The 21213-nt window shown below is 74.3% G+C and carries 23 protein-coding genes and 1 pseudogene; 9 read left to right on the top strand and 15 right to left on the bottom strand.

Going from position 1 to position 21213, the window contains the following annotated elements; translation table 11 throughout:
- Positions 1-27: 27 nt before the first annotated feature.
- Positions 28-993: a pirin family protein gene (locus AB0P07_RS26175; RefSeq protein WP_365554806.1), complete on the bottom strand. Its 966-nt coding sequence runs from the start codon at positions 991-993 to the stop codon at positions 28-30.
- Between the two features lie 163 nt (positions 994-1156).
- Here AB0P07_RS26175 and AB0P07_RS26170 point away from each other — a divergent pair, with 163 nt between their 5' ends.
- Positions 1157-1504: a tetratricopeptide repeat protein gene (locus tag AB0P07_RS26170; RefSeq protein ID WP_102931192.1), complete on the top strand. Its 348-nt coding sequence runs from the start codon at positions 1157-1159 to the stop codon at positions 1502-1504.
- A gap of 88 nt (positions 1505-1592) precedes the next feature.
- Complete coding sequence (locus tag AB0P07_RS26165; RefSeq protein WP_365555051.1) at positions 1593-2249, top strand: peptide deformylase; 657 nt, start codon at positions 1593-1595, stop codon at positions 2247-2249.
- Positions 2250-2294: 45 nt separating this feature from the next.
- Here the strand turns inward: AB0P07_RS26165 and AB0P07_RS26160 are convergent, their stop codons facing one another.
- Positions 2295-3728: an NAD(P)/FAD-dependent oxidoreductase gene (locus tag AB0P07_RS26160; RefSeq protein ID WP_365554802.1), complete on the bottom strand. Its 1434-nt coding sequence runs from the start codon at positions 3726-3728 to the stop codon at positions 2295-2297.
- A gap of 120 nt (positions 3729-3848) precedes the next feature.
- Here AB0P07_RS26160 and trxA point away from each other — a divergent pair, with 120 nt between their 5' ends.
- A complete protein-coding gene (gene trxA, locus AB0P07_RS26155; RefSeq protein WP_159326082.1) occupies positions 3849-4244 on the top strand; it encodes a thioredoxin in 396 nt (131 codons plus the stop codon).
- A 19-nt stretch (positions 4245-4263) separates the two neighbouring features.
- On the opposite strand, the gene AB0P07_RS26150 is transcribed toward trxA, so the two are convergent.
- Both AB0P07_RS26150 and AB0P07_RS26145 read right to left on the bottom strand, forming a co-directional pair.
- The gene (locus AB0P07_RS26150; RefSeq protein WP_365554798.1) at positions 4264-5298 is read right to left on the bottom strand and encodes a LacI family DNA-binding transcriptional regulator; all 1035 of its coding nucleotides are present in this window, start codon (positions 5296-5298) and stop codon (positions 4264-4266) included.
- Between the two features lie 72 nt (positions 5299-5370).
- Positions 5371-6075 carry a helix-turn-helix domain-containing protein gene (locus AB0P07_RS26145; RefSeq protein WP_365554795.1) on the bottom strand — a complete coding sequence of 235 codons (705 nt, stop codon included), beginning with the start codon at positions 6073-6075 and terminating at the stop codon, positions 5371-5373.
- Between the two features lie 141 nt (positions 6076-6216).
- Here AB0P07_RS26145 and AB0P07_RS26140 point away from each other — a divergent pair, with 141 nt between their 5' ends.
- On the top strand, positions 6217-6780 hold the full coding sequence (locus AB0P07_RS26140) for an NAD(P)H-dependent oxidoreductase (RefSeq protein ID WP_365554792.1): 564 nt from the start codon (positions 6217-6219) through the stop codon (positions 6778-6780).
- 60 nt (positions 6781-6840) lie between these two features.
- Here AB0P07_RS26140 and AB0P07_RS26135 read toward each other — a convergent pair whose 3' ends face one another.
- Entirely contained in the window at positions 6841-7746 is a 906-nt protein-coding gene (locus AB0P07_RS26135) for a LysR family transcriptional regulator (RefSeq protein ID WP_365554789.1), read from the bottom strand.
- 193 nt (positions 7747-7939) lie between these two features.
- On the opposite strand from AB0P07_RS26135, the gene AB0P07_RS26130 reads away from it, so the two are divergent.
- A complete protein-coding gene (locus tag AB0P07_RS26130) occupies positions 7940-8143 on the top strand; it encodes a hypothetical protein (protein ID WP_102928489.1) in 204 nt (67 codons plus the stop codon).
- Between the two features lie 70 nt (positions 8144-8213).
- Here AB0P07_RS26130 and AB0P07_RS26125 read toward each other — a convergent pair whose 3' ends face one another.
- The gene (locus AB0P07_RS26125) at positions 8214-9167 is read right to left on the bottom strand and encodes a TerC family protein (protein WP_365554786.1); all 954 of its coding nucleotides are present in this window, start codon (positions 9165-9167) and stop codon (positions 8214-8216) included.
- Between the two features lie 150 nt (positions 9168-9317).
- On the opposite strand from AB0P07_RS26125, the gene AB0P07_RS26120 reads away from it, so the two are divergent.
- On the top strand, positions 9318-10568 hold the full coding sequence (locus tag AB0P07_RS26120; RefSeq protein WP_365554783.1) for a polysaccharide pyruvyl transferase family protein: 1251 nt from the start codon (positions 9318-9320) through the stop codon (positions 10566-10568).
- 127 nt (positions 10569-10695) lie between these two features.
- Here the strand turns inward: AB0P07_RS26120 and AB0P07_RS26115 are convergent, their stop codons facing one another.
- The 5 genes from AB0P07_RS26115 to AB0P07_RS26095 form a co-directional block, all read right to left on the bottom strand.
- On the bottom strand, positions 10696-11715 hold the full coding sequence (locus tag AB0P07_RS26115; RefSeq protein ID WP_365554780.1) for a sigma-70 family RNA polymerase sigma factor: 1020 nt from the start codon (positions 11713-11715) through the stop codon (positions 10696-10698).
- 41 nt (positions 11716-11756) lie between these two features.
- Entirely contained in the window at positions 11757-12101 is a 345-nt protein-coding gene (locus AB0P07_RS26110; RefSeq protein WP_365554777.1) for a DUF6343 family protein, read from the bottom strand.
- Positions 12102-12207: 106 nt separating this feature from the next.
- Positions 12208-12633, bottom strand: coding sequence for a CBS domain-containing protein (locus AB0P07_RS26105; RefSeq protein ID WP_365554774.1), 426 nt, complete (start codon positions 12631-12633; stop codon positions 12208-12210).
- Positions 12634-12719: 86 nt separating this feature from the next.
- Entirely contained in the window at positions 12720-13154 is a 435-nt protein-coding gene (locus tag AB0P07_RS26100) for a PPC domain-containing DNA-binding protein (protein WP_365554771.1), read from the bottom strand.
- Between the two features lie 154 nt (positions 13155-13308).
- The gene (locus AB0P07_RS26095) at positions 13309-15321 is read right to left on the bottom strand and encodes a BTAD domain-containing putative transcriptional regulator (RefSeq protein ID WP_365554768.1); all 2013 of its coding nucleotides are present in this window, start codon (positions 15319-15321) and stop codon (positions 13309-13311) included.
- A gap of 180 nt (positions 15322-15501) precedes the next feature.
- Here AB0P07_RS26095 and AB0P07_RS26090 point away from each other — a divergent pair, with 180 nt between their 5' ends.
- Positions 15502-16380: an alpha/beta hydrolase gene (locus AB0P07_RS26090; protein ID WP_365554765.1), complete on the top strand. Its 879-nt coding sequence runs from the start codon at positions 15502-15504 to the stop codon at positions 16378-16380.
- A gap of 85 nt (positions 16381-16465) precedes the next feature.
- Positions 16466-17743, top strand: coding sequence for an MFS transporter (locus AB0P07_RS26085; protein WP_365554762.1), 1278 nt, complete (start codon positions 16466-16468; stop codon positions 17741-17743).
- Between the two features lie 43 nt (positions 17744-17786).
- On the opposite strand, the gene AB0P07_RS26080 is transcribed toward AB0P07_RS26085, so the two are convergent.
- The 3 genes from AB0P07_RS26080 to AB0P07_RS26070 form a co-directional block, all read right to left on the bottom strand.
- On the bottom strand, positions 17787-18215 hold the full coding sequence (locus tag AB0P07_RS26080; RefSeq protein ID WP_365554759.1) for a VOC family protein: 429 nt from the start codon (positions 18213-18215) through the stop codon (positions 17787-17789).
- A gap of 113 nt (positions 18216-18328) precedes the next feature.
- Positions 18329-18748 carry a PPOX class F420-dependent oxidoreductase gene (locus tag AB0P07_RS26075; protein ID WP_365554756.1) on the bottom strand — a complete coding sequence of 140 codons (420 nt, stop codon included), beginning with the start codon at positions 18746-18748 and terminating at the stop codon, positions 18329-18331.
- An 85-nt stretch (positions 18749-18833) separates the two neighbouring features.
- A complete protein-coding gene (locus AB0P07_RS26070) occupies positions 18834-19724 on the bottom strand; it encodes an NAD(P)-dependent oxidoreductase (RefSeq protein ID WP_365554753.1) in 891 nt (296 codons plus the stop codon).
- A 100-nt stretch (positions 19725-19824) separates the two neighbouring features.
- Here AB0P07_RS26070 and AB0P07_RS26065 point away from each other — a divergent pair, with 100 nt between their 5' ends.
- Positions 19825-20289 carry a type II toxin-antitoxin system PemK/MazF family toxin gene (locus AB0P07_RS26065; RefSeq protein WP_365554750.1) on the top strand — a complete coding sequence of 155 codons (465 nt, stop codon included), beginning with the start codon at positions 19825-19827 and terminating at the stop codon, positions 20287-20289.
- On the opposite strand, the pseudogene AB0P07_RS26060 reads toward AB0P07_RS26065, so the two are convergent.
- A pseudogene (locus tag AB0P07_RS26060) lies at positions 20274-21159 on the bottom strand (TIGR02452 family protein). The gene AB0P07_RS26065 and the pseudogene AB0P07_RS26060 overlap by 16 nt on opposite strands.
- Positions 21160-21213: the final 54 nt, after the last annotated feature.

The raw sequence follows: 21213 nt of genomic DNA, 5'->3' as shown, positions 1-21213 counted from the left end.
CACCGGCCGGTCGGCCAGTCCTTCGGGTCAGCGCACCCTCCCCCGCGGCTTCAACGGCCCCGGCGGCAGCGCGGGAGCGGGCAGCGGAGCGCCGTCGTAGCCCTTGACCTCCCCGAACCGGGAGCCTTCCGTCCAGTCCCGGCGGGCCTGGACGATCTCCTCCTGGGAGCGCCCGATCCAGTTCCAGAACATGATCAGCTCCTCCTCGAACGGCTCGCCGCCCAGGAGCATCAGGCCCGTGTCCGAGTCGGCCCGCAGGGGCAGTTCGTCGCGGCCGCAGCCGAGGTAGAGCATCGAGCCCGGCACCAGGGGCACCCCGTCGACGTGGGCCTCGCCGCTCATGGCCAGTACGGCGTACTCGAAGTCCCGCTCCAGCGGCAGGCGCACGTCCGCGCCGGCGGCGAGGGTCAGATCGGCGCCGACGAGGGGGGTGTAGGTCGTGCCCGGCGAGGTGGCCGCGTCGAGGGTGCCCATGAGGACGGTGGCCGTCAGGCCCGGGGCCGTGACCCGGGGCAGCTCGGCGTGGAACTCGAAGTGCGGGTCGGTGTGGCGGTGGGCGTCGGGGAGGGCCACCCACAGCTGCGCGCCGTGCAGGAGGCGGGCGTGCGCACGCGGGCTCTCCTCCGAGTGGCTGATCGCGCGGCCGGAGGTCATCAGGCCCAGCTGACGCGGGCGGATGGTCTGCAGGCTGCCCGTGGAGTCGCGGTGCAGCACCTCGCCCTCGTGCAGCCAGCTCACCGTCTGCAGGCCCATGTGCGGGTGGGGCGGCACCTGCATGCCGGGCTCGTCGGCGATGTCGTCGGGGCCGTAGTGGTCGACGAAGCACCAGGCACCGACCATGCGCCTGCCCAGGTTGGGCAGCAGACGGCGGACCTCGGTGGACTCGCCGAGCTTGACGTTGCGAGGGCTGAGGAGTTCGCGCACGGGCTCCGCCACCACGAAGCCGCGGCCGCCGCACAGGCTGGGAACCGCATCCCGGTCAAGATTGCTCATGCCGCACAACGTAGCCCCCGCGCGGCCCTCCGTGTGCGGCGGTCCCCGAGGCGTCACCGTGGCGGGCGACGCGGACCCCTCGGCGACAGAGGCAGGCAGCGGGAGCGAGGTAGTGGAATGTTCAACCGTGTGGCGTGGTTGGAGTGGCCGAAGGAGGTCTCTGGTGGACACGACGTACTACGACCACGGAACGCCGGCGGAGCGCTGGGAGCGCGCGCGGATGTTCTTCGACGCCAAGGACTACGCCGCCGCGGCGCGCGTCCTGGACGGGCTGGTCGCCGAGGTGCCCGAGCAGACCGGTCCGCGGCTGCTGCTGGCCCGTTCCTACTACCACTCGGCCCAGCTGCGGCGGGCGGAGGCCGAGCTGCGGATCGTCGTCGAGCGCGATCCGGTCGAGCACTACGCCCGGCTGATGCTGGGCCGTACCCTCGAACGGCAGGGGCGGCAGGAGGAGGCGGACGCACAGCTGCGGATCGCCTCCGCCCTCGCGGGTGACTTCGCCGAGCTCTGAGCGGGGACGACGACCACGAGCCCGCCGCCGGGCGCTCCCCGGCGGCGGGCCCGTGGCGCCATGGCATCCTGGCGCGATGGGAACCGCGATGGGAACTCCGAGTGATCGTGCCCCGCTTGCCGAGCGGGTCGAGGAACTGCTCGCCGTCGGCGGCCCGTTGCCGATCGTCACGGCCGGGGATCCGGTGCTGCGGCGCGCGGCCGAGCCGTACAACGGGCAGTTGGCGCCCGCGCTCCTGGCGCGGTTCGTCGAGGCGCTCCGGCTGACCATGCGCGCGGCGCCGGGTGTCGGCCTCGCCGCGCCGCAGGTCGGGGTGGGGCTCAGGATCGCGGTGATCGAGGACCCGGCGCCGGTGCCGGACGAGGTGCGGGTGGCACGGGGACGGGTGCCGCAGCCGTACCGGGTGCTGGTCAATCCGTCGTACGAGCCCGTCGGCGCCGGGCGGGCCGCGTTCTTCGAGGGCTGTCTGAGCGTGCCGGGCTGGCAGGCGGTGGTGGCGCGCCACGCCGAGGTGCGGCTGCGGGCGCGGGACGAGCGCGGGCGGGCCGTGGACGAGGTGTTCGCGGGCTGGCCGGCCCGGATCGTGCAGCACGAGACGGATCATCTCGACGGCACCTTGTACCTCGACCGGGCCGAGTTGCGCTCGCTGGCCTCGAACGCGGCGATGGCGGCCCTGTGGGCCCAGCCGACGCCGGAGCGGGCGGCGTCGGCGCTGGGGTTCGAGCTGCCCGGCCCGGCGGCCTGACCGGCCGCCGGGCCCGCGCTCACGCGACAGCTCGCCTCACGTCCGTCAGTTGTCCCGGTACGTCTCCAGGAGCCTGAGCCACACCTCGCTGATCGTCGGGTACGACGGGACCGCGTGCCACAGGCGGCTGATCGGGACCCGGCCGGCGACGGCGATCGTCGCGGAGTGGATCAGCTCGCCGACGCCGGGGCCGACGAAGGTGACACCGCGCACGATCTCGTCCTCCAGGTCGACCACCATGCGGGCGCGGCCCCGGTAGCCGTCGCCGTACAGGCTGGAGCCCGCCACGGCGATCGGCACGTCGACGGCGCGGACCCGGTGTCCGGCCTGCTCGGCCTCGGCGAGGGTCAGGCCGACGGACGCGGCCTCGGGGTCGGTGAACACCACCTGGGGCACGGCGTCGTGGTCGGCGGTCGCGGCGTGCGCGCCCCACGGGTCGGACTCCAGGATCGGCACGCCGGAGGCGCGGGCGGCGATGGCGGCGCCCGCGATGCGCGCCTGGTACTTGCCCTGGTGGGTGAGGAGGGCGCGGTGGTTGACGTCGCCGACGGCGTAGAGCCAGTCGTGGCCCGTCACACGGAGGCTGTCGTCGACCGGCAGCCAGGAGCCCGGTTCGAGGCCGACGGTCTCCAGGCCGATGTCGCCGGTGCGGGGCGTCCGGCCGGTGGCGAAGAGGATCTCGTCGGCCTCCAGGCGGTCGCCGGTGTCGGTGACGGCGACGACGGTGCCGCTCTCACGGGTGACGGACTCGACCGAGACGCCGGTGCGGATGTCCACGCCGACCTCGGTGAGTGCCTCGGCGACCAGTTCCCCGGCGAACGGCTCCATGCGGGCGAGCAGGCCGCCGTCGCCGCGCACCAGCATCGTCACCCGGGAGCCGAGGGCCTGCCAGGCGGTGGCCATCTCGACGGCGACCACCCCGCCGCCGACGACGAGGAGGCGGCCGGGCGCGCTCTTGGCGCTGGTGGCCTCGCGGCTGGTCCAGGGGCGTACCTCGGCGAGTCCGGGCAGCGGGGGCAGGGCGGCGGCGCTGCCGGTGCAGACGGCGACGGCGTGGCGGGCGGTCAGGGTCCGGCGGGTGCCGTCGGGACCGGCCACCTCGACCGTGCGCGGTCCGGCGAGCCGACCCTGGCCGCGGTACAGGTCGGCGCCGATGCCCTCGACCCACTGGACCTGGCCGTCGTCCTTCCAGTGCGAGGTGAACTCGTCGCGGCGGGCGAGGACGGCCCGCGCGTCGAGGGGCTCCTGGACCGCCGCGGCCAGGCCGGGCAGGCGGCGGGCGTCGGCGCGGGCGATGACCGGGCGCAGCAGGGCCTTGCTGGGCATGCAGGCCCAGTAGGAGCACTCGCCGCCGACCAGTTCGCTCTCCACGATCGCCGTGGACAGGCCGGCCGCGCGGGTGCGGTCGGCGACGTTCTCCCCGACGGGGCCCGCGCCGATCACGACGACGTCGTACACGAGGGAATCCGATTGCGTCATGGGGTCAGTCTGGTGGGTGGTGTGCGACGTGGCCACATGGGTACGTGCGCGGAATACCCACCGCGTCGGCAGTGTTGTGCCGACGGCTACTCCCCCGAAACCAGGAAGAGGGAATACCTCATGACCAGCACCGTGGAACTCACCAAGGAGAACTTCGACCAGACGGTCACGGACAACGAGTTCGTGCTGATCGACTTCTGGGCGGAGTGGTGCGGTCCGTGCAAGCAGTTCGGGCCGGTCTACGAGAAGGCGGCGGAGGCCAACCCGGACCTGGTGTTCGGCAAGGTTGACACCGAGGCGCAGCCGGAGCTGGCGCAGGCCTTCGGCATCAGTTCCATCCCGACGCTGATGATCGTGCGGGACCAGGTGGCCGTGTTCGCACAGCCGGGCGCGCTGCCGGAGGCGGCCCTCACCGACGTCATCGGCCAGGCCCGGAAGCTGGACATGGACGAGGTCCGCAAGGCGGTCGCCGAGCAGCAGGCGCAGGCCGGGCAGAACGGCCAGGAGGGCCAGTAGCGGGCGGGTCGGCCGCCGGTCAGCTCGACTCCCGGTGCACCACCGTCGCACCCAGCACCTTGTGGCGCTCGAGCGGGGCGCCGGGGTCGTGCACGGCCCGGTCGACGAGTGCGGCCAGGTCGCGGCCCGCGGGCAGCTCCAGGTGGACGGTGCTCAGCCGGGGCCGCAGCAGCCTGCCGAGCATCAGGTCGTCGGCGCCGATCACGGCGGCGTCGCCGGGGATGCCGAGGCCCTCGTCCTGAAGGGCCCGCATCAGCAGCATCGCGTACTCGTCGTTGTACGCGAACACCGCGTCCAGCCCGAGGGGACGCCAGCGCGCCGCGAGGCGGGCGGCGTCCCCTTCGTCGTAGGCGAGGGGCAGCTCGGTGACGGTGGCGTCGGTGCCGGACACGGCCTCGCGGGCGCCCGCGAGGCGCGGAGCCGAGAAGACGTCGAGGCCGCGTTCCGCCGGCACGACGACGCCGATGCGGCGGCGTCCGCGGTCGTACAGGTGGCGGGTGGCGCCACGGCCCACGCCCTCCTGGTCGGTGAGCAGGGCGTGCGCTCCGTCGACGGCCTCGGGACCGAGGGTGAGGACCGCCCGGGCGCCGGAGCGTTTGAGGATCTCCACCCCGCGCGGGCCGAGATCGGAGCCCGGGGCGAGGACGGCGACCGGGCGCAGCTCGGCCCAGGCGCGGGCGGCCTCGTCGCCGTGCACGCCGACGGTGCCGTGCTGCACGACGGTGTAGTCGAGGCGGCCCAGGGCCCACTGCAGTTCGGTGAGGAAGCGGTTGTAGAGCGGGCCGGCCGGGAAGGACGGCGCCGGCATCAGGACCATGCGGCTGTGTCCGGCGCGCAGTGAGCGGGCGGCGGCGTGCGGGACGTATCCGAGTTCCCGGGCGGCCTCGCGGACGCGGCGGCGGGTGGGTTCGCTGATCCGTACGGCGTCGGCGTTGTTGAGTACGTAGGAGACGGTCGCGCGCGAGACGCCGGCCAGGCGGGCCACATCGGCGCTCGTGGGGGCGGAGCGCGGTGCGGGCGTCTCGGGGGCCGGTTGATTCGGTATCTGCACCATGACGTACGGCATCCTGGCAGAAGCCGGACGCGGGGCGGCGGGCGGGGCAACGTCGGCCGCCCCGGACGGAGTTCAGGCCGTCGGGCAGGTGGCCGGGGACTCGGACCCCCGGGCCGGGGGTTCGGTGCGGGTGACGCGTGCGACCAGGTCGAGCCAGCCCGCCCGCACGCGCTCCGTGGGCAGCCCGCGCTGCTCGGTGAGGTGATGGATCAGGGGGGCGTCGAGGTAGGCCATCAGGGTGTGGGCCAGGAGCTCGCAGTCGGCGTCCGGCACGGCCTCCCGCAGCAGCAGTGCCACGTGCTGGTGCAGGAAGCGACGCGGGGGGAAGGCGTGGCGTCGCTCGGCGCTGGGCTCCCCGGCCAGGAGCAGGTCGAGTTTGTCGACGGAGCGGCTCAACAGCGCGCAGCCGAAGGCCCGCAGCCGCTCCACCGGCGGTGCGCCGGGCCCCAGCGGCGGCGGACCGCTCAGGAGCGCGGCCTGGAACTTGCGCTCGGAGTGGTCCAGCAGCGCCGCGAGCAGCCCGGTGCGGTCGCCGAAGCGGCGGAAGACCGTGCCCTTGCCCACGCAGGCCGCGGTGGCCACCGCCTCCATGGTGAGCGCGGCCGCGCCGTGCTCGGCGACCAGGCGCTCGGCGGCCTCCAGGAGGCGGGCGCGATTGCGCGCGGCGTCGGCACGCAGGCAGGGCTCGTCCTCGTCGGTCCCGATGCCGAGCTGCAGCAGCTCGGGCGGACCGACGTTCTCCTGGGGTCGGGGGAAGGGCGGCAGGGCGGCGGACATGAAGCCAGCGTAAAGCATCGGGAAGGAAACTGGACCGCGGTCCGTTTGAGATGTTAGAAATTAAACGGACCCCGGTCCGGATCCTGCGGCAGCAGGGTCTCGGCCCGCCCGTCACCATCTTTTCCAGCAGTGGGAGTACTCATGTCTGTCCGCATCCTCGCGCTCGTCGGCAGCCTTCGCGCCGGTTCGCACAACCGCCAGCTCGCCGAGGCGGCCGCCAAGTTCGCGCCGGAGGGCGCCGAGGTCCAGCTGTTCGAGGGCCTCGCCGAGATCCCCTTCTACAACGAGGACATCGACGCCGAGGGCAGCGTCCCGGCCGCCGCCGCGAAGCTGCGCGAGGCCGCGCAGGGCGCGCAGGCCGTCCTGCTCTTCACCCCGGAGTACAACGGCACCATCCCGGCCGTCCTGAAGAACGCCATCGACTGGCTGTCCCGCCCCTTCGGCGCCGGCGCCCTCACCGGCAAGCCGGTCGCCGTGGTCGGCACCGCCTTCGGCCAGTACGGCGGCGTCTGGGCGCAGGACGAGGCCCGCAAGGCCGTGGGCATCGCCGGCGGCAAGGTGATCGAGGACCTCAAGCTGTCCATCCCGGGCTCGATGACCCGCTTCGCCGAGACCCACCCGGCGGACGACGCCGAGGTCGCCGCGCAGCTGACCGAGGTCGTCGCCCGGCTGCACGGTCACGCCGACGAAGCCCTCGCCGCCTGACCGGCACGGCCTGACGCACGGAGGGACCGGGGCTCGCGACAGCCCCGGTCCCTCCGTGCGTCAGGCCACCGCGGCGGCGGCCAGGGTGCGCAGCTCCTCGAGAGCCACCGCGACCGCGGCCCGCCGGTGGCCACCGGCGCGCGTGCAGGTCATCAGCTTGCGGTGGGGCCGGTTGGCGCAGGGCACACGGACGACCGGCAGCTCGGGGGTCAGCCGGGCGAGCCGGGGCACCAGGGCGACGCCGAGTCCGTTGGCGACCAGGTGGGCGGTGACGTTCCAGTCCACCGTGTGATGGACCACGTCGGGGGTGAACCCGGCGGCACCGCACGCCGACATGATGTGGGTCCGGCAGGGTGTCTGCGGCATCGGCGCGATCCAGGCCTCGTGCGCGGCGTCGGCCAGGTCGGCCACCTCCCGCCCGGCCAGCGGATGGTCCGCGGGGACGACCAGGTCGAACGGTTCGTCCAGCAGCGGCCGCTGGTCGAAGCGCGCGTCGGCGGACGGCGGGCTGGAGGGGGTCGCCTCCACCACCGCCAGGTCGCTCTCCCCCTCGAAGAGCAGGTCGAAGCTCTCCACCACCTCGACCTCCCGAATCCGCACCGACAGCCGCGGACACCGCTCGCGCAGCCGCGCCGCCATCGGGGCCAGCAGGACGCAGACGGCCACCGGGAACCCCGTCACCCGCAGCGGCCCGGCAGGGGCCCCCTCCCCCACCCGCAGCTCCAGCTCGGCCTCGTCCCAGCGGGCCTCGATCGCGTCGGCATGTCCGAGCAGGCTCTCCGCGGCCGCGGTGAGCCGCACCCCACGCCCCTGCGGCTCCAGCAGGTCGACGCCCAGGTCCCGGGACAGCTGCCGGATCTGCTGCGACGCGGCGGAGGTGGTGAAGTGGAGGGCGCGGGCCGCCGCGGTGACGGTGCCGTAGTGGGCGACGGCCCGAAGCACGTGCAGCCTGCGCAGATCAATCATGAAGTACACGCTTCACGGTCGAGTCCGTAAAGTCAACGTGGACATGAACGGATGCGAGGCCGCACCCTTGTCAGTGGCGCCACGGTGGGATCGACGCCCACAGCAGCTTTCCGACGCACCACCGACCCATGGCGCATCACTGACCCATGACGCAACACCGCCCCTGACGCACCACCGACCATGAGGAGTCGCCATGCCCAGCACGACCGGTGTCGCCTGCCCGCACTGCGGGTGGCCCGACGGTGCCGAGCCCTTCCAGGTGCTGTCCGCCCACCCCACCGGCGCGGGCGGCACCCTGTGGACCCGCTGCGCCTGCGGTTCCCTCCAGGCCCGTCTGGTCGACGAGCACGGCAGCCGGGTGGTCTCGCGCGGCAGGCCCACACCGGCGGGGTGCTGACCCGCCACCGGGAGGCGACGCGCAAGACGGTCGGCCGTCCTTCGGGTGGGACCGGTTTCGCCGGCAGGCGTCACGCCCGCTCCTGCCGCCGCGTAACCCACAGGCTCGTCGCCGTGGTGACCGCGAGGACCAGCACGATGAACCCGAGCGAGAAGGGGATGCCGATCTCGGGGACGTGCACGCCGGACTCGTGCAGGGCGTGCAGCACCAGCTTGACGCCGATGAAGCCGAGGATCACGGACAGGCCGTAGGACAGGTGCACCAGCTTCTTCAGCAGTCCCCCGATGAGGAAGTACAGCTGGCGCAGGCCCATCAGCGCGAACGCGTTGGCCGTGAACACGATGTACGGGTCCTGCGTCAGCCCGTAGATGGCGGGGATGGAGTCCAGGGCGAACAGGATGTCGGTGAACCCGATGGCGAGCATCACGACCAGCATCGGGGTCATGACCCGCTTGCCGTTCTCCTCCACCCACAGTCTCGTGCCGTGGTACCGGTCGGCGACACCGAATCGTCGCTCGATCGACTTCAGCAGCTTGTTCTCCTCGTACTCCTCCTGCTCGTGCCCGCCCTTGCGGGCGTCCTGGATCAGTTTCCAGGCCGTCCAGATCAGGAAGGCGCCGAAGAGGTAGAAGACCCAGGAGAAGGCGGAGATCATCGCCGCGCCGGCCGCGATGAACGCGGTGCGCAGGACGAGGGCCACCAGGACGCCGATCATCAGCACCCGCTGCTGGTACTCCGAGGGCACCGCGAACTTCGCCATGATCAGGACGAAGACGAAGAGGTTGTCCACGCTGAGCGACTTCTCGGTGATGTAGCCGGCGAAGAACTCCCCGCCCGGCCCGCCGCCGCGGAACACGAGCAGTCCGACCCCGAACAGACAGGCCAGCACCACCCAGACGGCCGTCCAGATCCCGGCCTCCCGCAGGGACACGTCGTGCGGCTTGCGCCCGATGAAGAAGTCGGCGGCGACGAGGACGCACAGGGCCACGACGGTCAGCAGCCAGACGCTGAGGGAGACGTTCACCGGTGCTCCTCGTACGGGACGGGTTCGCGTGCGGGGTGGTTCCTGAACAGGGTGTTTCCGGCATGCCGGGCAGGCAACCCGGCACCGTGCGCGGCACCGCGCGGCCGGACCGGCGCGCGCCGGCCGACTCCGACGTGACGGGAGTTGCGGATGACTCTTCGGCCCTCGCATCCGCACCCCGCCCGCCGCGGCCCGCGCATCGGCGTACTGGGTTCCTACGGCGGCTTCAACACCGGCGACGAGGCCGTCCTGACCTGCGTGCTGAGCTGTCTGCGCGCCCTGCGCCCGGACGCGCACCTGGTCGTCCTGAGCCGGAACGCCGAGCACACCCTCGCCCATCACCCCGACGCGGACGAGGTGGTGCCCTGGGAGGGGGTGAGCCGCAATCACGTCCTGGACGTCCTGCCCGGCCTGGAGCTGCTGGTACTCGGCGGCGGAGGCGTCCTCTACGACGGCGAGGCGCGGCGCTGTCTGCGGTTGGTGCGCGCCGCGCAGATCCGACGCGTGCCCACCTTCGCCTACGCCGTCGGCACCGGGCCCCTCACGGGCGCCGAGGACCGGGACGCGGTGCGCACGGTGCTGGCGGAGACGGACGACGTGGTGGTGCGGGACGAGGAGTCGCGGCTGGTGCTCGAGGAGGTCGGCCTGGAGCGGGAGGTCACGGTCACCGCGGACCCGGCGCTGCTGCTGGCGCCGGAGCCGTTCACCGAGACGATGATGCGAGAGGAGGGCATACCGTCCGGTGCCCGGCTGGTGGGGATGTCGGTGCGCGAGCCGGGGCGGGCGGCCGAGAAGCTGGACGAGGGCGACTACCACGCCCTACTCGCCGACGTCGCGGACTTCCTGGTCCGCCGACTGGACGCGCGCGTGGTGTTCCTGCCGATGGAACGGCACGACGTACGGCACGCGCACGCCGTGCTGTCCCACATGACGGCCCCGGACCAGGGCCGCATCCTGCACGGCGACTACAGCCCGGGGCAGGTGCTCGGCTTCATGCGCCACCTCGACGTGGCCGTGGGCATGCGGCTGCACTTCGTGATCTTCGCCGCGCTCACCGGCGTGCCGGTGCTGCCGCTGCCGTACTCCGGCAAGGTCTTCGACCTCGCGCGCCGACTGGGCGCCCCGGCCCTGGTGGGGGTGGCGCGGGAGCAGGCCGGGCTGCTGCTCGCGGAGGTGGACCGGCCCTGGGACGAGTATCCGCAGCGCCGTGACGACCTCGGGGCCCGGATGGCGGAGCTGTCCGCGTCGGCCCGGGAGACCTGCGAGCGTCGCGCGGGTGCGGGGTCGCGCCGCGCCGCCACTCGTCGTGCCCGCGGGAGTCGGCGCCGGGGCGCCGCCCGTGTCGCGCGCGGCGTCGATCCGGTCGAGCAGGGCTCCGCATCGGGGTGTGCGCGGCGCTGACCGTCCGGCACGGGCGCGGACCGCGAGGGCTGCCCTACCGGCTGGTCCAGCGGGAACTGCTGCGGCAGGGGGCCCGACTGCGCACCGAGCCGCACCAGCGCCGAGGACGCAGAGCGCCCGGGCCGGGTCAGCTCGCCCAGTCCAGCAGGCGTTCCCGTTGCTCGGGGGCGCGCAGGTGGGCGAGGGACTCCTTCTCCAGCTGGCGGACGCGTTCGCGGGTCAGGCCCACGTGCTGGGCGACCTGCTGCAGGGTGCGCGGGCGTCCGTCGTGCAGGCCGTAGCGCAGGCTGAGGATCAGGGACTCCCGGGGGGCGAGGGTGCCGACGGCCTCCCGCAGTTCCGCCGCGAGCGCCTGGAACTCGGCGACTTCGGGGGCCCGCAGCACCTCGGTGTCGGGGATGAGATCACCGACGACGGTGTCCCCGGTCTCGTCCACGGGGGTGTCCAGGCTGACCGCGTCCCGTCCGACCCGGCGCAGCCAGCCGACCTTGTCCGCGTCGATGCCGCTCTCTGCGGCGACCTCCTCGGTGGTCGGCTCTCGGTCGAGGCCCGCACGGAGCTTCCGTTCGACCTTGGCGAGCTTCTGGAGCTGCTCCACGACGTGGACGGGCAGCCGGACCGTGCGCGCGTGGGTGGCCAGGCCCCGTTCGATGGCCTGGCGGATCCACCAGGTGGCGTACGTGGAGAATTTGAAGCCCTTGGTGTGGTCGAACTTCTCCACGGCCCGGATCAGTCCGAGGTTGCCCTCCTGGATGACGTCGAGGAGGGGCAGCCCGCGGTGGGCGTGGCGCTTGGCCGTCGACACGACGAGCCGGAGGTTGGCCCGCACCATGTGGTCCTTGGCCTCCTGGCCGTCGTGGACCGTTTCCTCCAGCGCCCGGCGCCGTCCGGGCGTGGGGGCGGGCTCGCCGGTGTCGGCCGCCTCCAGTTCCTCCCTGGCCCGGACGCCGGCCTCGATACGAGTGGCGAGCCGGACCTCGTCCTCGGCGGTCAGCAGAGGTGTGGCCCCGATCTGGGTCAGGTACTGGCCGAGCAGGTCGGGTTCCTCGTCGGGTTCGGGGATCCTGCCGCGCAGCCGCGCGGTCCGGGTGGTGGCACGGCGGTCGTCCCGGCTGCGTGCCGCGGGTGTGCGTGCCGTGGGAGCCATGTCGCTTCCTCCGTCTCCCTCCCCTGCTCGGGTCCTGGGAATCAGTGCGGTGCGGGGGTGCCGCGTTCGCTCCGCAGCCGGCGGATCACCACCAGCAGGTCGGCTGCCGCGAGGAGGGCGAGCGCTCCGCACACCACGGCGATGACCACGAGCATGCCGCGGCCCGGACTGTCCCCGGTGCCGGTGTCGGCCGCCCATTGGCCGAAGTAGGCGGCCCCCGCGAGGAACAGCGGCAGGAAGACCGCCGAGAGCAGCAGTCTCAGCCGCAGGGCGCTCTGCGCGCGTACCGGTTCGGTGCCGGTGCGCGCGTAGTGGCGGCCGACCGCGCCCGAGCGGGAACGGGGGACGGGTTCCGTGGTCCGGTGCGGGCTCCGTCGGTCGTTCATGCCGTTCCTCCCCGGTGCTCGGGGTGCCTGGGTCCTTCCGTGCCCTGCGTGCCGCCGGCGGGGCTTCACCGGCCGGCTTCGGTGGCCGGGCTGCGGTGGCCGCTCTTCAGTGGTCGGGTGCGGCGCGGCTGATGTCCGCGAGCGCGGAGTGCGGGTCGTCGGTGGCGGCGAGGTCGCCGAGGGTGACCACGCCGACGGGGACGCCGCCGTGCTCGACGACCGGGAGCCGGCGCACGGCGTGGCGGCGCATCAGCTCGGCGGCGCGGTCGGTGGTGTCGTCGGGTTCGAGGGTGACCACGGGCGGGGGTGTGCACACCGCGCCCACCGTCGTGGCGTCCGGGTCGCGGCCGTCGGCGACGCTGCGGAGCACGATGTCGCGGTCGGTGAGCAGGCCGAACAGGTCGCAGTCATAGGTCACGAGGACGTCGCCGACGTCCTTCTCGCGCATCAGCCGGGCCGCCCGGGCCACCGTCGTCATGGGCTCGACGGACACCGTCGCCGGTGACATCACGTCTCGGATGCGCCGTGTCATCTCGCGCCTCCCGGGGTGTCGGTTCTGGATTGCCTGCGGGCCGCGTAGCCCGCACCCGGCCGGTAAACCGTCCCGCGACGTCCGGCTCAGCCCAGGTCGATCAGGGCCAGGCCGATGTCGGGACGGTGGGTCTTGGCCAGCTCGGCCGGGCTGTCGCGCACGACCACCTCCAGCGTCGGCCAGACCCGGCCGGACAGCAGGTGGCCGCCGCGCGTGGAGCCGTCGGACAGGCCCAGTACGGCGTGCAGGTGCGGGGTCGGTCCGTCGTCGCCGACGGCTACGTCCCCGATGAGCGACAGCACCTCGCACTGTTCGTCCACCGGGATGGGCCGGTAGTCCCTGGCCTGCCGGTCGAACCAGCCGACGACCGCCTCGGAGAAGGCCCCCACGGCGGTCACCTGGGAGGCCCCGAGCGACCTGTCGTGGGCGAAGGCGGTGAGCTCGGCGACCGGGTCCTCGCCGGGGTCGAGCACCACCACGTACACCGCGGACGGTCCGTCCTGTACCTGCTGCCACTTCATGGCCCGGCGGGTACCCGGGACCAGCCCGGACAACCGCGGTCGGCGTGGCGCACCGTCCTCGACGCGCGTCGAGGACGTCGAGGACGTCGAGGACCCGACGGCGATACCGGAGAACACGTCACGGCGGCGGTCGCGTCGCCCCGCTCTCCCGCCGTCACTCCTCCAGCGCCCGGCGGATCGCGGCGAGCCATCCGTCGACCGGTCCGAACGTGAGCAGTCCGCTGCCCGCGCCCGCGAGTTCACCGGCCGCGGGCAACAGCCTGTCGTACGTCCGTCGCAGTGCCGGGCGGTCGCCGAGTGCGAGGGCGAGCGCGGCCTCGGCGCAGCACAGGGCCTCGTAGAGGAGGTCGGGCGGCGGTTCGGGCAGGGCCCGCAGGGCGCCGTGCGCCTCGGTGTCGCGGCCTTCGGCCAGGAGGGCGAACGGCTCGGCCCAGGGCCGGTACGGTCCCCAGTCCGCGCGCGGGTCCACCCGCGCGGGCCGGCCGCGGGACAGGCGCAGGCCGAGCAGGGCGAGGGGCAGCAGCCCGCGTTCCAGACCCGGCATCCCGGCGCCGTCGAGCCGTTCGGCGGCCGACCGGTAGGCGGCCTCGGCGCTGTCCTGGGAGCTGCCGGAGGAGTCGGGCGAGCCGCAGGGGTCGGGGGAGGCGTCGGTGGAGACGGCCTCGCGCAGAGCCCGGTACCAGGCGGTGAAGACGGCCACCAGGGGCCGTTCGTGCCGTTCGGCGAGGCGGTCCGCGGCCCTGGCGTGCTCGTCGGCGGCGGTGAGGTCGGCGAGGGCGGCACGGGCCTGGAGCCGGATCAGGTGGCCGAGCACCTCGTGGTTGACCAGGCCGTGCCGGAGGCCGAGGGTGACGAGTTCGGCACCGATCGCGTCGCGCCGCGGCGCCAGTCCGGCGCGGGTGCAGGACTGCATGAAGACGCCGTTGAGGACGAACGCGAGAAGCGCGGGATCGTCCAGACGGCGGGCGATGTCCTCGGCCTCGGCGGCTGCCCGCGGCCCGCGCGGGGAGCGCACGCCCCGCGACTCGAGGGCGACGGTGGCCAGCAGGCGGCAGCGGGCCGCGTCGGCGGAGGGGGCCGCGGGCAGGACGGCGAGGGTGCGTTCGGCGGCCTCGACGATCCGCCGGGCCAGTTCGGGGTCGTCGCTGCGGGTCCAGTTCGCGGGGACGTCGTAGGCGCCGATCACCCGGGCCGCGAGGTCCGCGTCGCCGGTCTCCTCCGCGGCCTGGACCACCGCCGTCCGGTGTTCCCGGGCGGCCTCCAGGCCGCCGCCGCCGGTGACGGCGAGGCTCCGCAGCAGGCCGACGGTGGACTCCAGGCGGGCCCGGGCGCCGGCGGCGACGGTGCGGTCGTACGCCTCGGTCGCGCGGGTCCACAGGCGGGCCGCCGCGTCCGCCGGTTCGCCGGGCGGGTCCAGGTCCGGGTCCTGGGCGAGGATGCCGGCCTCCAGGCGGCGCAGCCGGGGCCCCGGGTCGATGCCCAGCCGTCCGGCCAGCAGGGCGCGGGCCCGGCGCAGCACTGCGAGGGCGTCCGCCTGCCGCCCGGTCCGGTACAGGGCGAGCGCGAGCAGGCGCCAGGACTCCTCGCGCCAGGGGTGCTCGGTGAGGTGGGCGTCGAGGTCGGGGACCGCCTCGGCGGCGCGGCCCAGTTCCACCAGCAGCTCCGCGCGGCGTTCGACGGCGCGCAGACGCAGTTCGGTGAGCCTGGAGCGTTCTCCCCTGGCCCAGTCCTCCGTGCCGAACTCGGCGTACGCGGGCCCACGCCACTCCCCCAGGGCCACCCGCAGCCGGTCGGGTGCCTGGGCGGCGGGCAGCCGGTCGGCCTCGGCGACGGCAGCCTCGAAACGCCAGGCGTCCACGGCGTCCGGCGCGGCGCGCAGGGCGTATCCCGGGCCCTCGGTGACCAGCAGCCGGGCCGGGGCGCGCGGCGGGCGGTCGGGTTCCAGGGCACGGCGCAGGTCCCCCACGAAGGTGCGCACCGCTCCGACGGCCCGGGGCGGCGGTGTCTCCCACAGGTCCTCGACCAGGCGGGCGACCGGGACGACCCGCCGCCTGGCCAGGATCAGCCGGGCGAGCACGGCGCGGTGCCGGGGGCCCTTGAGGGCGAGCGGCTGCGGGCCGCGCCCGGCGGTGACGGCGCCGAGCACACCGAACGTGACCGCGTCCATGTCCCGTGTTCCGTCCGCTCCGATCCACCACCGTTCGTGCGCTCACCACGGTACGCGTACGGGCCGGTGCCCGGCCGGGCGCCGCTCGGTTTGCTGATCGGTTGCTGATTCGCGCGCGGGAGGCTCGAAAGCGTCACGAGGACCTGTGACGCGAGCAGCGAGAAAGAGGCACTGACCACCATGGAACCCACCATCCCCGGCTTCACCCACGACCGTGTGACGGTCGCCGACGGCGTCGGCCTGCAGGTGGCCGTCGGCGGCACCGGCAGCCCCGTCGTCCTGCTGCACGGCTTCCCCCAGACCCACCTGATGTGGCGGCACGTCGCCGCCGACCTGGCCGCGGACCACACGGTCATCTGCCCCGACCTGCGCGGTTACGGCGCCAGCGACAAGCCCGCCGACCCGGACGGCACCGCGTACGCCAAGCGGACCATGGCCGCCGACGTGGTCGCCCTGGCCCGTGAGCTGGGGCACGAGCGGTTCGCGCTGGCCGGTCACGACCGGGGCGCGCTGGTCGCGGTGCGTGCCGGGCTCGACCACCCCGGCACGGTGACGCACCTGGCCGCGCTGGACGTGCTGCCGACGCTCGACATGTGGAACGTCCTGCACGGCACGACGGCGGCGGTCGCCTTCCACCTGTACCTGATGGCGCAGCCGCCGGGGCTTCCCGAGCAGCTGATCGGCGCCGCGCCGGACGCGTTCTTCGGCCACTTCCTCGACCTGTGGACCCGGGACCCGGGCGCCCTGCCGGCCGACGTCCGGGCTGCCTACCTCAAGGCGTCCCGCGAGGCGGTGCCCTCCATCGTGGCCGACTACCGGGCCTCGGCCGGCATCGACGTGGACCACGACCGGGCGGACCGGGAGCACGGCAACCGGCTGCGGATGCCGGTGACCGTCCTCCAGCAGGACTGGGGCGCCGCTCTGGGCTACGACGCCGCCGCGCTGTGGCGGGCGTGGGCACCGGACCTGCGGCACGAGACCGTGGGCTGCGGGCACTTCATGGCGGAGGAAGCGCCGGACGAGGTCGCCGGGGCACTGCGCGCGCTGCTGACCCGGTAGGGGCACACCGGGGGCTCATGCACAACGATCGGTTGTACCCGCTGCCCGGCCGGTTGTTTGATCCGCCCGGCCCCGGATCGCTTTGATGTCGGGCGTGACGGAGTCGGGTGTGGTCGAGTCGGACGTGGTGGGCGGCGGGTCGTTGGGGAGGGGGTTCCGGTGGCTGTGGGCGGCGTACGCCGTCAGCACCTTCGGCACACGGCTCGCCTTCGACGCCTTTCCGTTGATCGCGGTGGTGGTGCTGGACGCCGGTCCGGGGCAGGTGGCGGCGCTCGCGGCGGCGGGTCCGGCGGTGGGCGCGGTGGTGGCGGTGCCGCTGGGGCCGTGGGTGGAGTTCCGGCGCAAGCGGCCGGTCATGGTCGCGATGGACCTGGTCCGGTGCGCGGTGCTGCTGAGCGTGCCGCTCGCGTACGCCTTCAGGTGGCTCGGCTTCGCTCAGCTGCTGGCCGTGTCGGTCGTCGTCGCCGCGGCCGACATCACGTTCCGGGCCGCCTCCGCCGCCTGCCTCAAGGCCCTGGTGCGCTCGCCGGACCTGCTGGCCGCGAACGGCCGGTTCGAGGCGACGACCTGGACCGCGACCATGCTCGGGCCCCCGGTCGGCGGGGCCGCGATCGGGCTCTTCGGCCCGGTGGTGACGGTGGCGGTCGACGCCGTGAGCCATCTGCTCTCCGCGCTGGGGATCCGTGCGATCGGCGGCGCGGAGCCACGCCCGCGGCGCACGGAGGCGGCCCGGTGGCGCGCCGGGGACTTGCTGGACGGCTGGCGGTACGTGCTCGCCTCGCCGGTGCTGCGCCCGCTGTTCCTCAACACGGTCCTGGTCAACGCGTTGATCATGGCGACCGCGCCGCTGCTCGCCGTGCTCATGCTGGGCGAGTTGGGCTTCGCTCCCTGGCAGTACGGTCTCGCCTTCGCGGTGCCGTGCGTGGGCGGGCTGGTCGGCTCGCGGCTGGCCCGTCCGCTCGTGGCGCGCTTCGGCGAGCACCGGGTGCTGGTCGCCAGCGGGGTGCTGCGCGTGTGCTGGCCCGTCGGGCTGGCCTTCGTCGGCCCGGGGGCGGGGGGCCTGATCCTGGTGATGGTGGTGGAGTTCGGGCTGATCACCTCCGTGGGCGTGTACAACCCGGTGTTCGCGACCCGTCGGCTGGAGCTGACGCCCGCGGACAGGGTGACGCGCACCCTGTCCGCGTGGACGATCAGCGCGAAGCTGACGACCGCGGCCCTGACCGCGGTGTGGGGGCTGCTGGCGGGTCTGACCGGAACGCGTACGGCCGTCGCGCTCGCGGGCCTGCTGATGCTGGCGACCCCGCTCCTGCTGCCGCGGCGGGACCACGCGCCCGGCCCCGGCCCCGGTTCGGCCCGCCGGTGACGGGTGAGCCGGGGCCGGGGCCGGACGCGGCGGACGGGCGTCGTCAGCGGGCCCCGGGCACGTCCTCGGTGACGCCGTTCAGCGGCGAGGCCGGATCGCTGCCGTACGGGCGGGTGATGGCCTCCATGCCGTGCCCGGACGGGTCGGTGAAGTAGACGCCCCGACCGCCGTCGTTGCGGTTGATCCGGCGCGGGTGCCGGCCGTGCGGGTCGGCCTGGACGGGCGTCCCGCTTTCGACGAGCCGGGCGAGGATCCCGTCGAACTCGTCCTCCGAGACGAGGAAGGCGTAGTGCTGCGCGGGAATCTCGATGTCGACGCCGGCGAAATCGAGGGTGACGCCGTTGGCGGTCGTCACGGGCAGGAACGCTCCGGCCGGCTCGCCGACCTCGAGACCGAGGATCGAGGCGAGGAAGCGGGCGGACTTCTCCCGGTCGTGGGAGAGAACGATGGTGTGGTTGAACTCGACTGACACGGTCAATGCCTCCACGGGCATCTCCGCGGCGCCTCCATGCCTCACCCGGACGGTGACCGACACGCGATGCCGCGCGCGGTGATCATACGTCGCTGTCCGCCCCTTGCCCACCCTCAGCCGGACTGGTCGCTGTCCTTCATCGCGCCCCACCCGTGCCAGCGCTCCACCTCGATCCAGGCGCTGACCCGGGGTCGCTCCCGGTTCGGGTACGGGTTGCCCGAGTAGTGCCTGGAGAGCCGGTCGATGCCGGAGAGGTCCTCGTCGTCGCGCATCTCGGCGACGCGGCCGATCAGGGTGACGTGCGTGTACCAGTCGTCGTCCGCGAGGACGGTCAGGGTGACGCGCGGGTCGCGGCGCAGGTGTCCGAGGCGTACGCGGCCCGCATCGAGGTTGACCAGCACGCGGCCGTCGTCCCAGAGGTACCAGGTGGGTGTGGAGACGGGGGCGCCGTCCGGGCGAAGGGTGGCCATGACGCACGGGTTGGGGCGGCGCAGCAGTTCGACGGCCTCGGGCGGCAGCGGCGGCTTGGACATGCGGGCTCCTCACGTTCGGTGTGGTCCGGCGCCGGGTCCGGTGCCGGTGTGGGGGTGTCTCGTGCACCCGGTACCCCGGGCGGGCTCAGTCGGTCGCCTTCTCCTCGAAACTGGCGAAGTAGGCCGCCGCCATGTCCTCGTCGCCGTGCCCCTGGGCCGCGGCCCGCGCGAACCGCTGCGCACCGGCCGCGGCGAGGTCCAGCCGGACGCCGTTCGCCTCGCCCGCCTCGACGATCAGGCGGGCGTCCTTCTCGGCGGTGGCGACGGCGAACTGGGCCGGCGTCAGCGCGCCCTCGCGGATCAGGCCGGCCTTGGCACGCAGATAGCCCATGTCGAGCGGCCCGCCGGCGACGGCGTCGAAGAAGGCGTCCGGGTCCACGCCCAGCGCCTTGGCCAGCGCCAGGACCTCACCGACCGCGTTGGTGGCGGCGAGGACCCAGCTGTTGGCGACCAGCTTCAGCCGGGTCGCGCTGCCGGCCGCGCCGTCCTCGCCGGTCCACACGGTGCGGGAGCCGACGGCGTCGAACACGGGCGCCACCCGGTCCCGCGCCTCGCCGGGTCCCGCGGCCAGCACCAGCAGTTGACCGTCCTCGGCGGGCCGGCGGGTGCCGAGGACGGGAGCGTCGAGGAAGACGAGCCCGTGCTCGTGGGCGAAGGCGGCCAGGTCGGCGACCGCGTCGACGCCCGCGGTGGTGGACTGCGCCCACACGGTGCCGGGGCGCAGGCCGGGGGCGGCCCGCCGCATGACGTCGAGGGCGGCCGGGCCGTCGTAGAGCATCGTGAGGACGACGTCGGCGCCGTCCACGGCCTCCTCCGGGCTCCCGGCGACGTGCGCGCCGTCGGCGGCCAGTGGCTCGGCCTTGTCCCGGCTGCGGTTCCAGACGCGGACGGTGTGTCCGGCGCGGGCGAGGTTGCGGGCCATCGCGGCACCCATGATGCCGGTGCCCAGGACGCTCACGGTGAGCTGGTCGGTCATGACGTCGCCTTCTGATTCGGACTGGTTTGCCGGGGGCCAGCCTGCCACCCGGCGCGGGTCCCCGCGCGTCCGCACCGGGCCGTCCCGTACGGTACGGCCCGTGAGCGCCTTCCCCGACGACATCGACAGCAACGGCGAGACCGTCCCCGGACGTTACGGTCCCTGCGCCACCACCGAGGCCGATCCCCGGGGGGTGGGCCGGGTGCGGACCGAGTACTCCCCCGCTCACGACGGCGACCCCGATCCGGGCGAGATCGTCTGGACGTGGGTGCCCTTCGAGGAAGCGGACGGCCGGGGCAAGGACCGGCCCGTCCTCGTGGTGGCCAGGGAGGCGGCCGGGACCGTGCTGGCCGTCCAGCTGTCCAGCAAGCGGCACGACGGTGACCGGGAGTGGGTGCCGATCGGGAGCGGGCCGTGGGACCGCTCCGGGCGCGACTCCTGGGTCGACGTGGACCGGGTGCTGCGGCTGCACGACGCCGGGATGCGCCGGGAGGCGTGCGCCCTGGACCGGATGCGCTTCGACCTCGTACGGCAGCGGCTGCGGGAGCGCTACGGCTGGAGCTGACCGGGTCGGGCCGCGCCCTGCGGAAAGGCGCGGTCGAACGCGGCCCGGACGGTCGCGCCCGGTGTGCGGTCCAGGATGCCGAACGCCGCTCCCCGGTGCAGGCCCCGGCTCCACTGGAGCGGCTTCGCCGCGCCCCCTACCGCCCCGGCGAACCGCCCGCCAGGCCCGAGCAGCGTCCGGAACGCGCCTGTCACCTGGGCGGGGTCGTTGCGGAACACCCCGCAGCCCCAGGCGCCCAGCACGAGGCGCCGGTAGCCGTGGGTCGCGGCGGTCTCCAGCACCCGCCCGGCGCGCACGGCGAGCGCGGCGGGCAGGTCCGCGGCGCGCTCGGGGACCGTGCGCAGCACCACGCCGGCGTTGGGCGCGGGCGGAGGTGAGGGATCCGGCCGTGTACGGCTGGTCCAGCAGGCGGCCGCGGTCGTCGCGGACAACGGGTACGCCGGGCGAGTGGACGACGCGGTCGGTGTAGAACGGGTCGCGGTGGGAGCGGTGGTGGTCGTAGAACTCACGTGCCCGCAACAGGCAGGTGTACAGCGCCGAGGCCCGGCACAGGGCCTCCTCCCGGGCCTGCGCGCCGCCCAGGTAGCCGCCACCCGGGTTGCGGGCGGAGGCGGAGTTGAGCACGGCGACCTCACCGCCGAGACGGCGGGGGGCCTCCAGGCTGCTCTCGCCGGTGACCTCGAAGACGGTCCGCCCCGGGGCGGGCAAGGCCACAGCGGCCGGCACCGGCCCTACGGGATCCGGCCCGTACATGCGGGTACCGTCCCGTGCCGCCTCGACCGCCGCCGCGACGGACACCTCACGGCCGTCGGGCGCCCGGTGGGACCCGGCGGCGACGATCTGCTCGGTCTGCCGTGCGATGCCCCGCACGCGCGCTCACGGCGCCACCCCCGTGGACGCCCTGACCGCGTGCCGCGCGGTCTC

Origin of the sequence: Streptomyces sp. NPDC085944 (genome assembly GCF_040686295.1) — a bacterium.
GTDB classification, from domain to species: Bacteria; Actinomycetota; Actinomycetes; order Streptomycetales; family Streptomycetaceae; genus Streptomyces; species Streptomyces salinarius.
This window is presented reverse-complemented; position numbering and strand designations above follow the sequence as displayed.

Coding starts and splice junctions, on each gene's coding strand:
- AB0P07_RS26100 (WP_365554771.1), bottom strand. CDS start 13,154: ATGAAGTGGCAGCAGGTACAGGACGGACCGTCCGCGGTGTACGTGGTG.
- AB0P07_RS26140 (WP_365554792.1), top strand. CDS start 6,217: ATGTCTGTCCGCATCCTCGCGCTCGTCGGCAGCCTTCGCGCCGGTTCG.
- AB0P07_RS26145 (WP_365554795.1), bottom strand. CDS start 6,075: ATGTCCGCCGCCCTGCCGCCCTTCCCCCGACCCCAGGAGAACGTCGGT.
- AB0P07_RS26135 (WP_365554789.1), bottom strand. CDS start 7,746: ATGATTGATCTGCGCAGGCTGCACGTGCTTCGGGCCGTCGCCCACTAC.
- AB0P07_RS26120 (WP_365554783.1), top strand. CDS start 9,318: ATGACTCTTCGGCCCTCGCATCCGCACCCCGCCCGCCGCGGCCCGCGC.
- AB0P07_RS26130 (WP_102928489.1), top strand. CDS start 7,940: ATGCCCAGCACGACCGGTGTCGCCTGCCCGCACTGCGGGTGGCCCGAC.
- AB0P07_RS26165 (WP_365555051.1), top strand. CDS start 1,593: ATGGGAACTCCGAGTGATCGTGCCCCGCTTGCCGAGCGGGTCGAGGAA.
- AB0P07_RS26070 (WP_365554753.1), bottom strand. CDS start 19,724: ATGACCGACCAGCTCACCGTGAGCGTCCTGGGCACCGGCATCATGGGT.
- AB0P07_RS26095 (WP_365554768.1), bottom strand. CDS start 15,321: ATGGACGCGGTCACGTTCGGTGTGCTCGGCGCCGTCACCGCCGGGCGC.
- AB0P07_RS26150 (WP_365554798.1), bottom strand. CDS start 5,298: ATGGTGCAGATACCGAATCAACCGGCCCCCGAGACGCCCGCACCGCGC.
- AB0P07_RS26175 (WP_365554806.1), bottom strand. CDS start 993: ATGAGCAATCTTGACCGGGATGCGGTTCCCAGCCTGTGCGGCGGCCGC.
- AB0P07_RS26075 (WP_365554756.1), bottom strand. CDS start 18,748: ATGTCCAAGCCGCCGCTGCCGCCCGAGGCCGTCGAACTGCTGCGCCGC.
- AB0P07_RS26110 (WP_365554777.1), bottom strand. CDS start 12,101: ATGAACGACCGACGGAGCCCGCACCGGACCACGGAACCCGTCCCCCGT.
- AB0P07_RS26115 (WP_365554780.1), bottom strand. CDS start 11,715: ATGGCTCCCACGGCACGCACACCCGCGGCACGCAGCCGGGACGACCGC.
- AB0P07_RS26160 (WP_365554802.1), bottom strand. CDS start 3,728: ATGACGCAATCGGATTCCCTCGTGTACGACGTCGTCGTGATCGGCGCG.
- AB0P07_RS26105 (WP_365554774.1), bottom strand. CDS start 12,633: ATGACACGGCGCATCCGAGACGTGATGTCACCGGCGACGGTGTCCGTC.
- AB0P07_RS26085 (WP_365554762.1), top strand. CDS start 16,466: ATGTCGGGCGTGACGGAGTCGGGTGTGGTCGAGTCGGACGTGGTGGGC.
- AB0P07_RS26090 (WP_365554765.1), top strand. CDS start 15,502: ATGGAACCCACCATCCCCGGCTTCACCCACGACCGTGTGACGGTCGCC.
- trxA (WP_159326082.1), top strand. CDS start 3,849: ATGACCAGCACCGTGGAACTCACCAAGGAGAACTTCGACCAGACGGTC.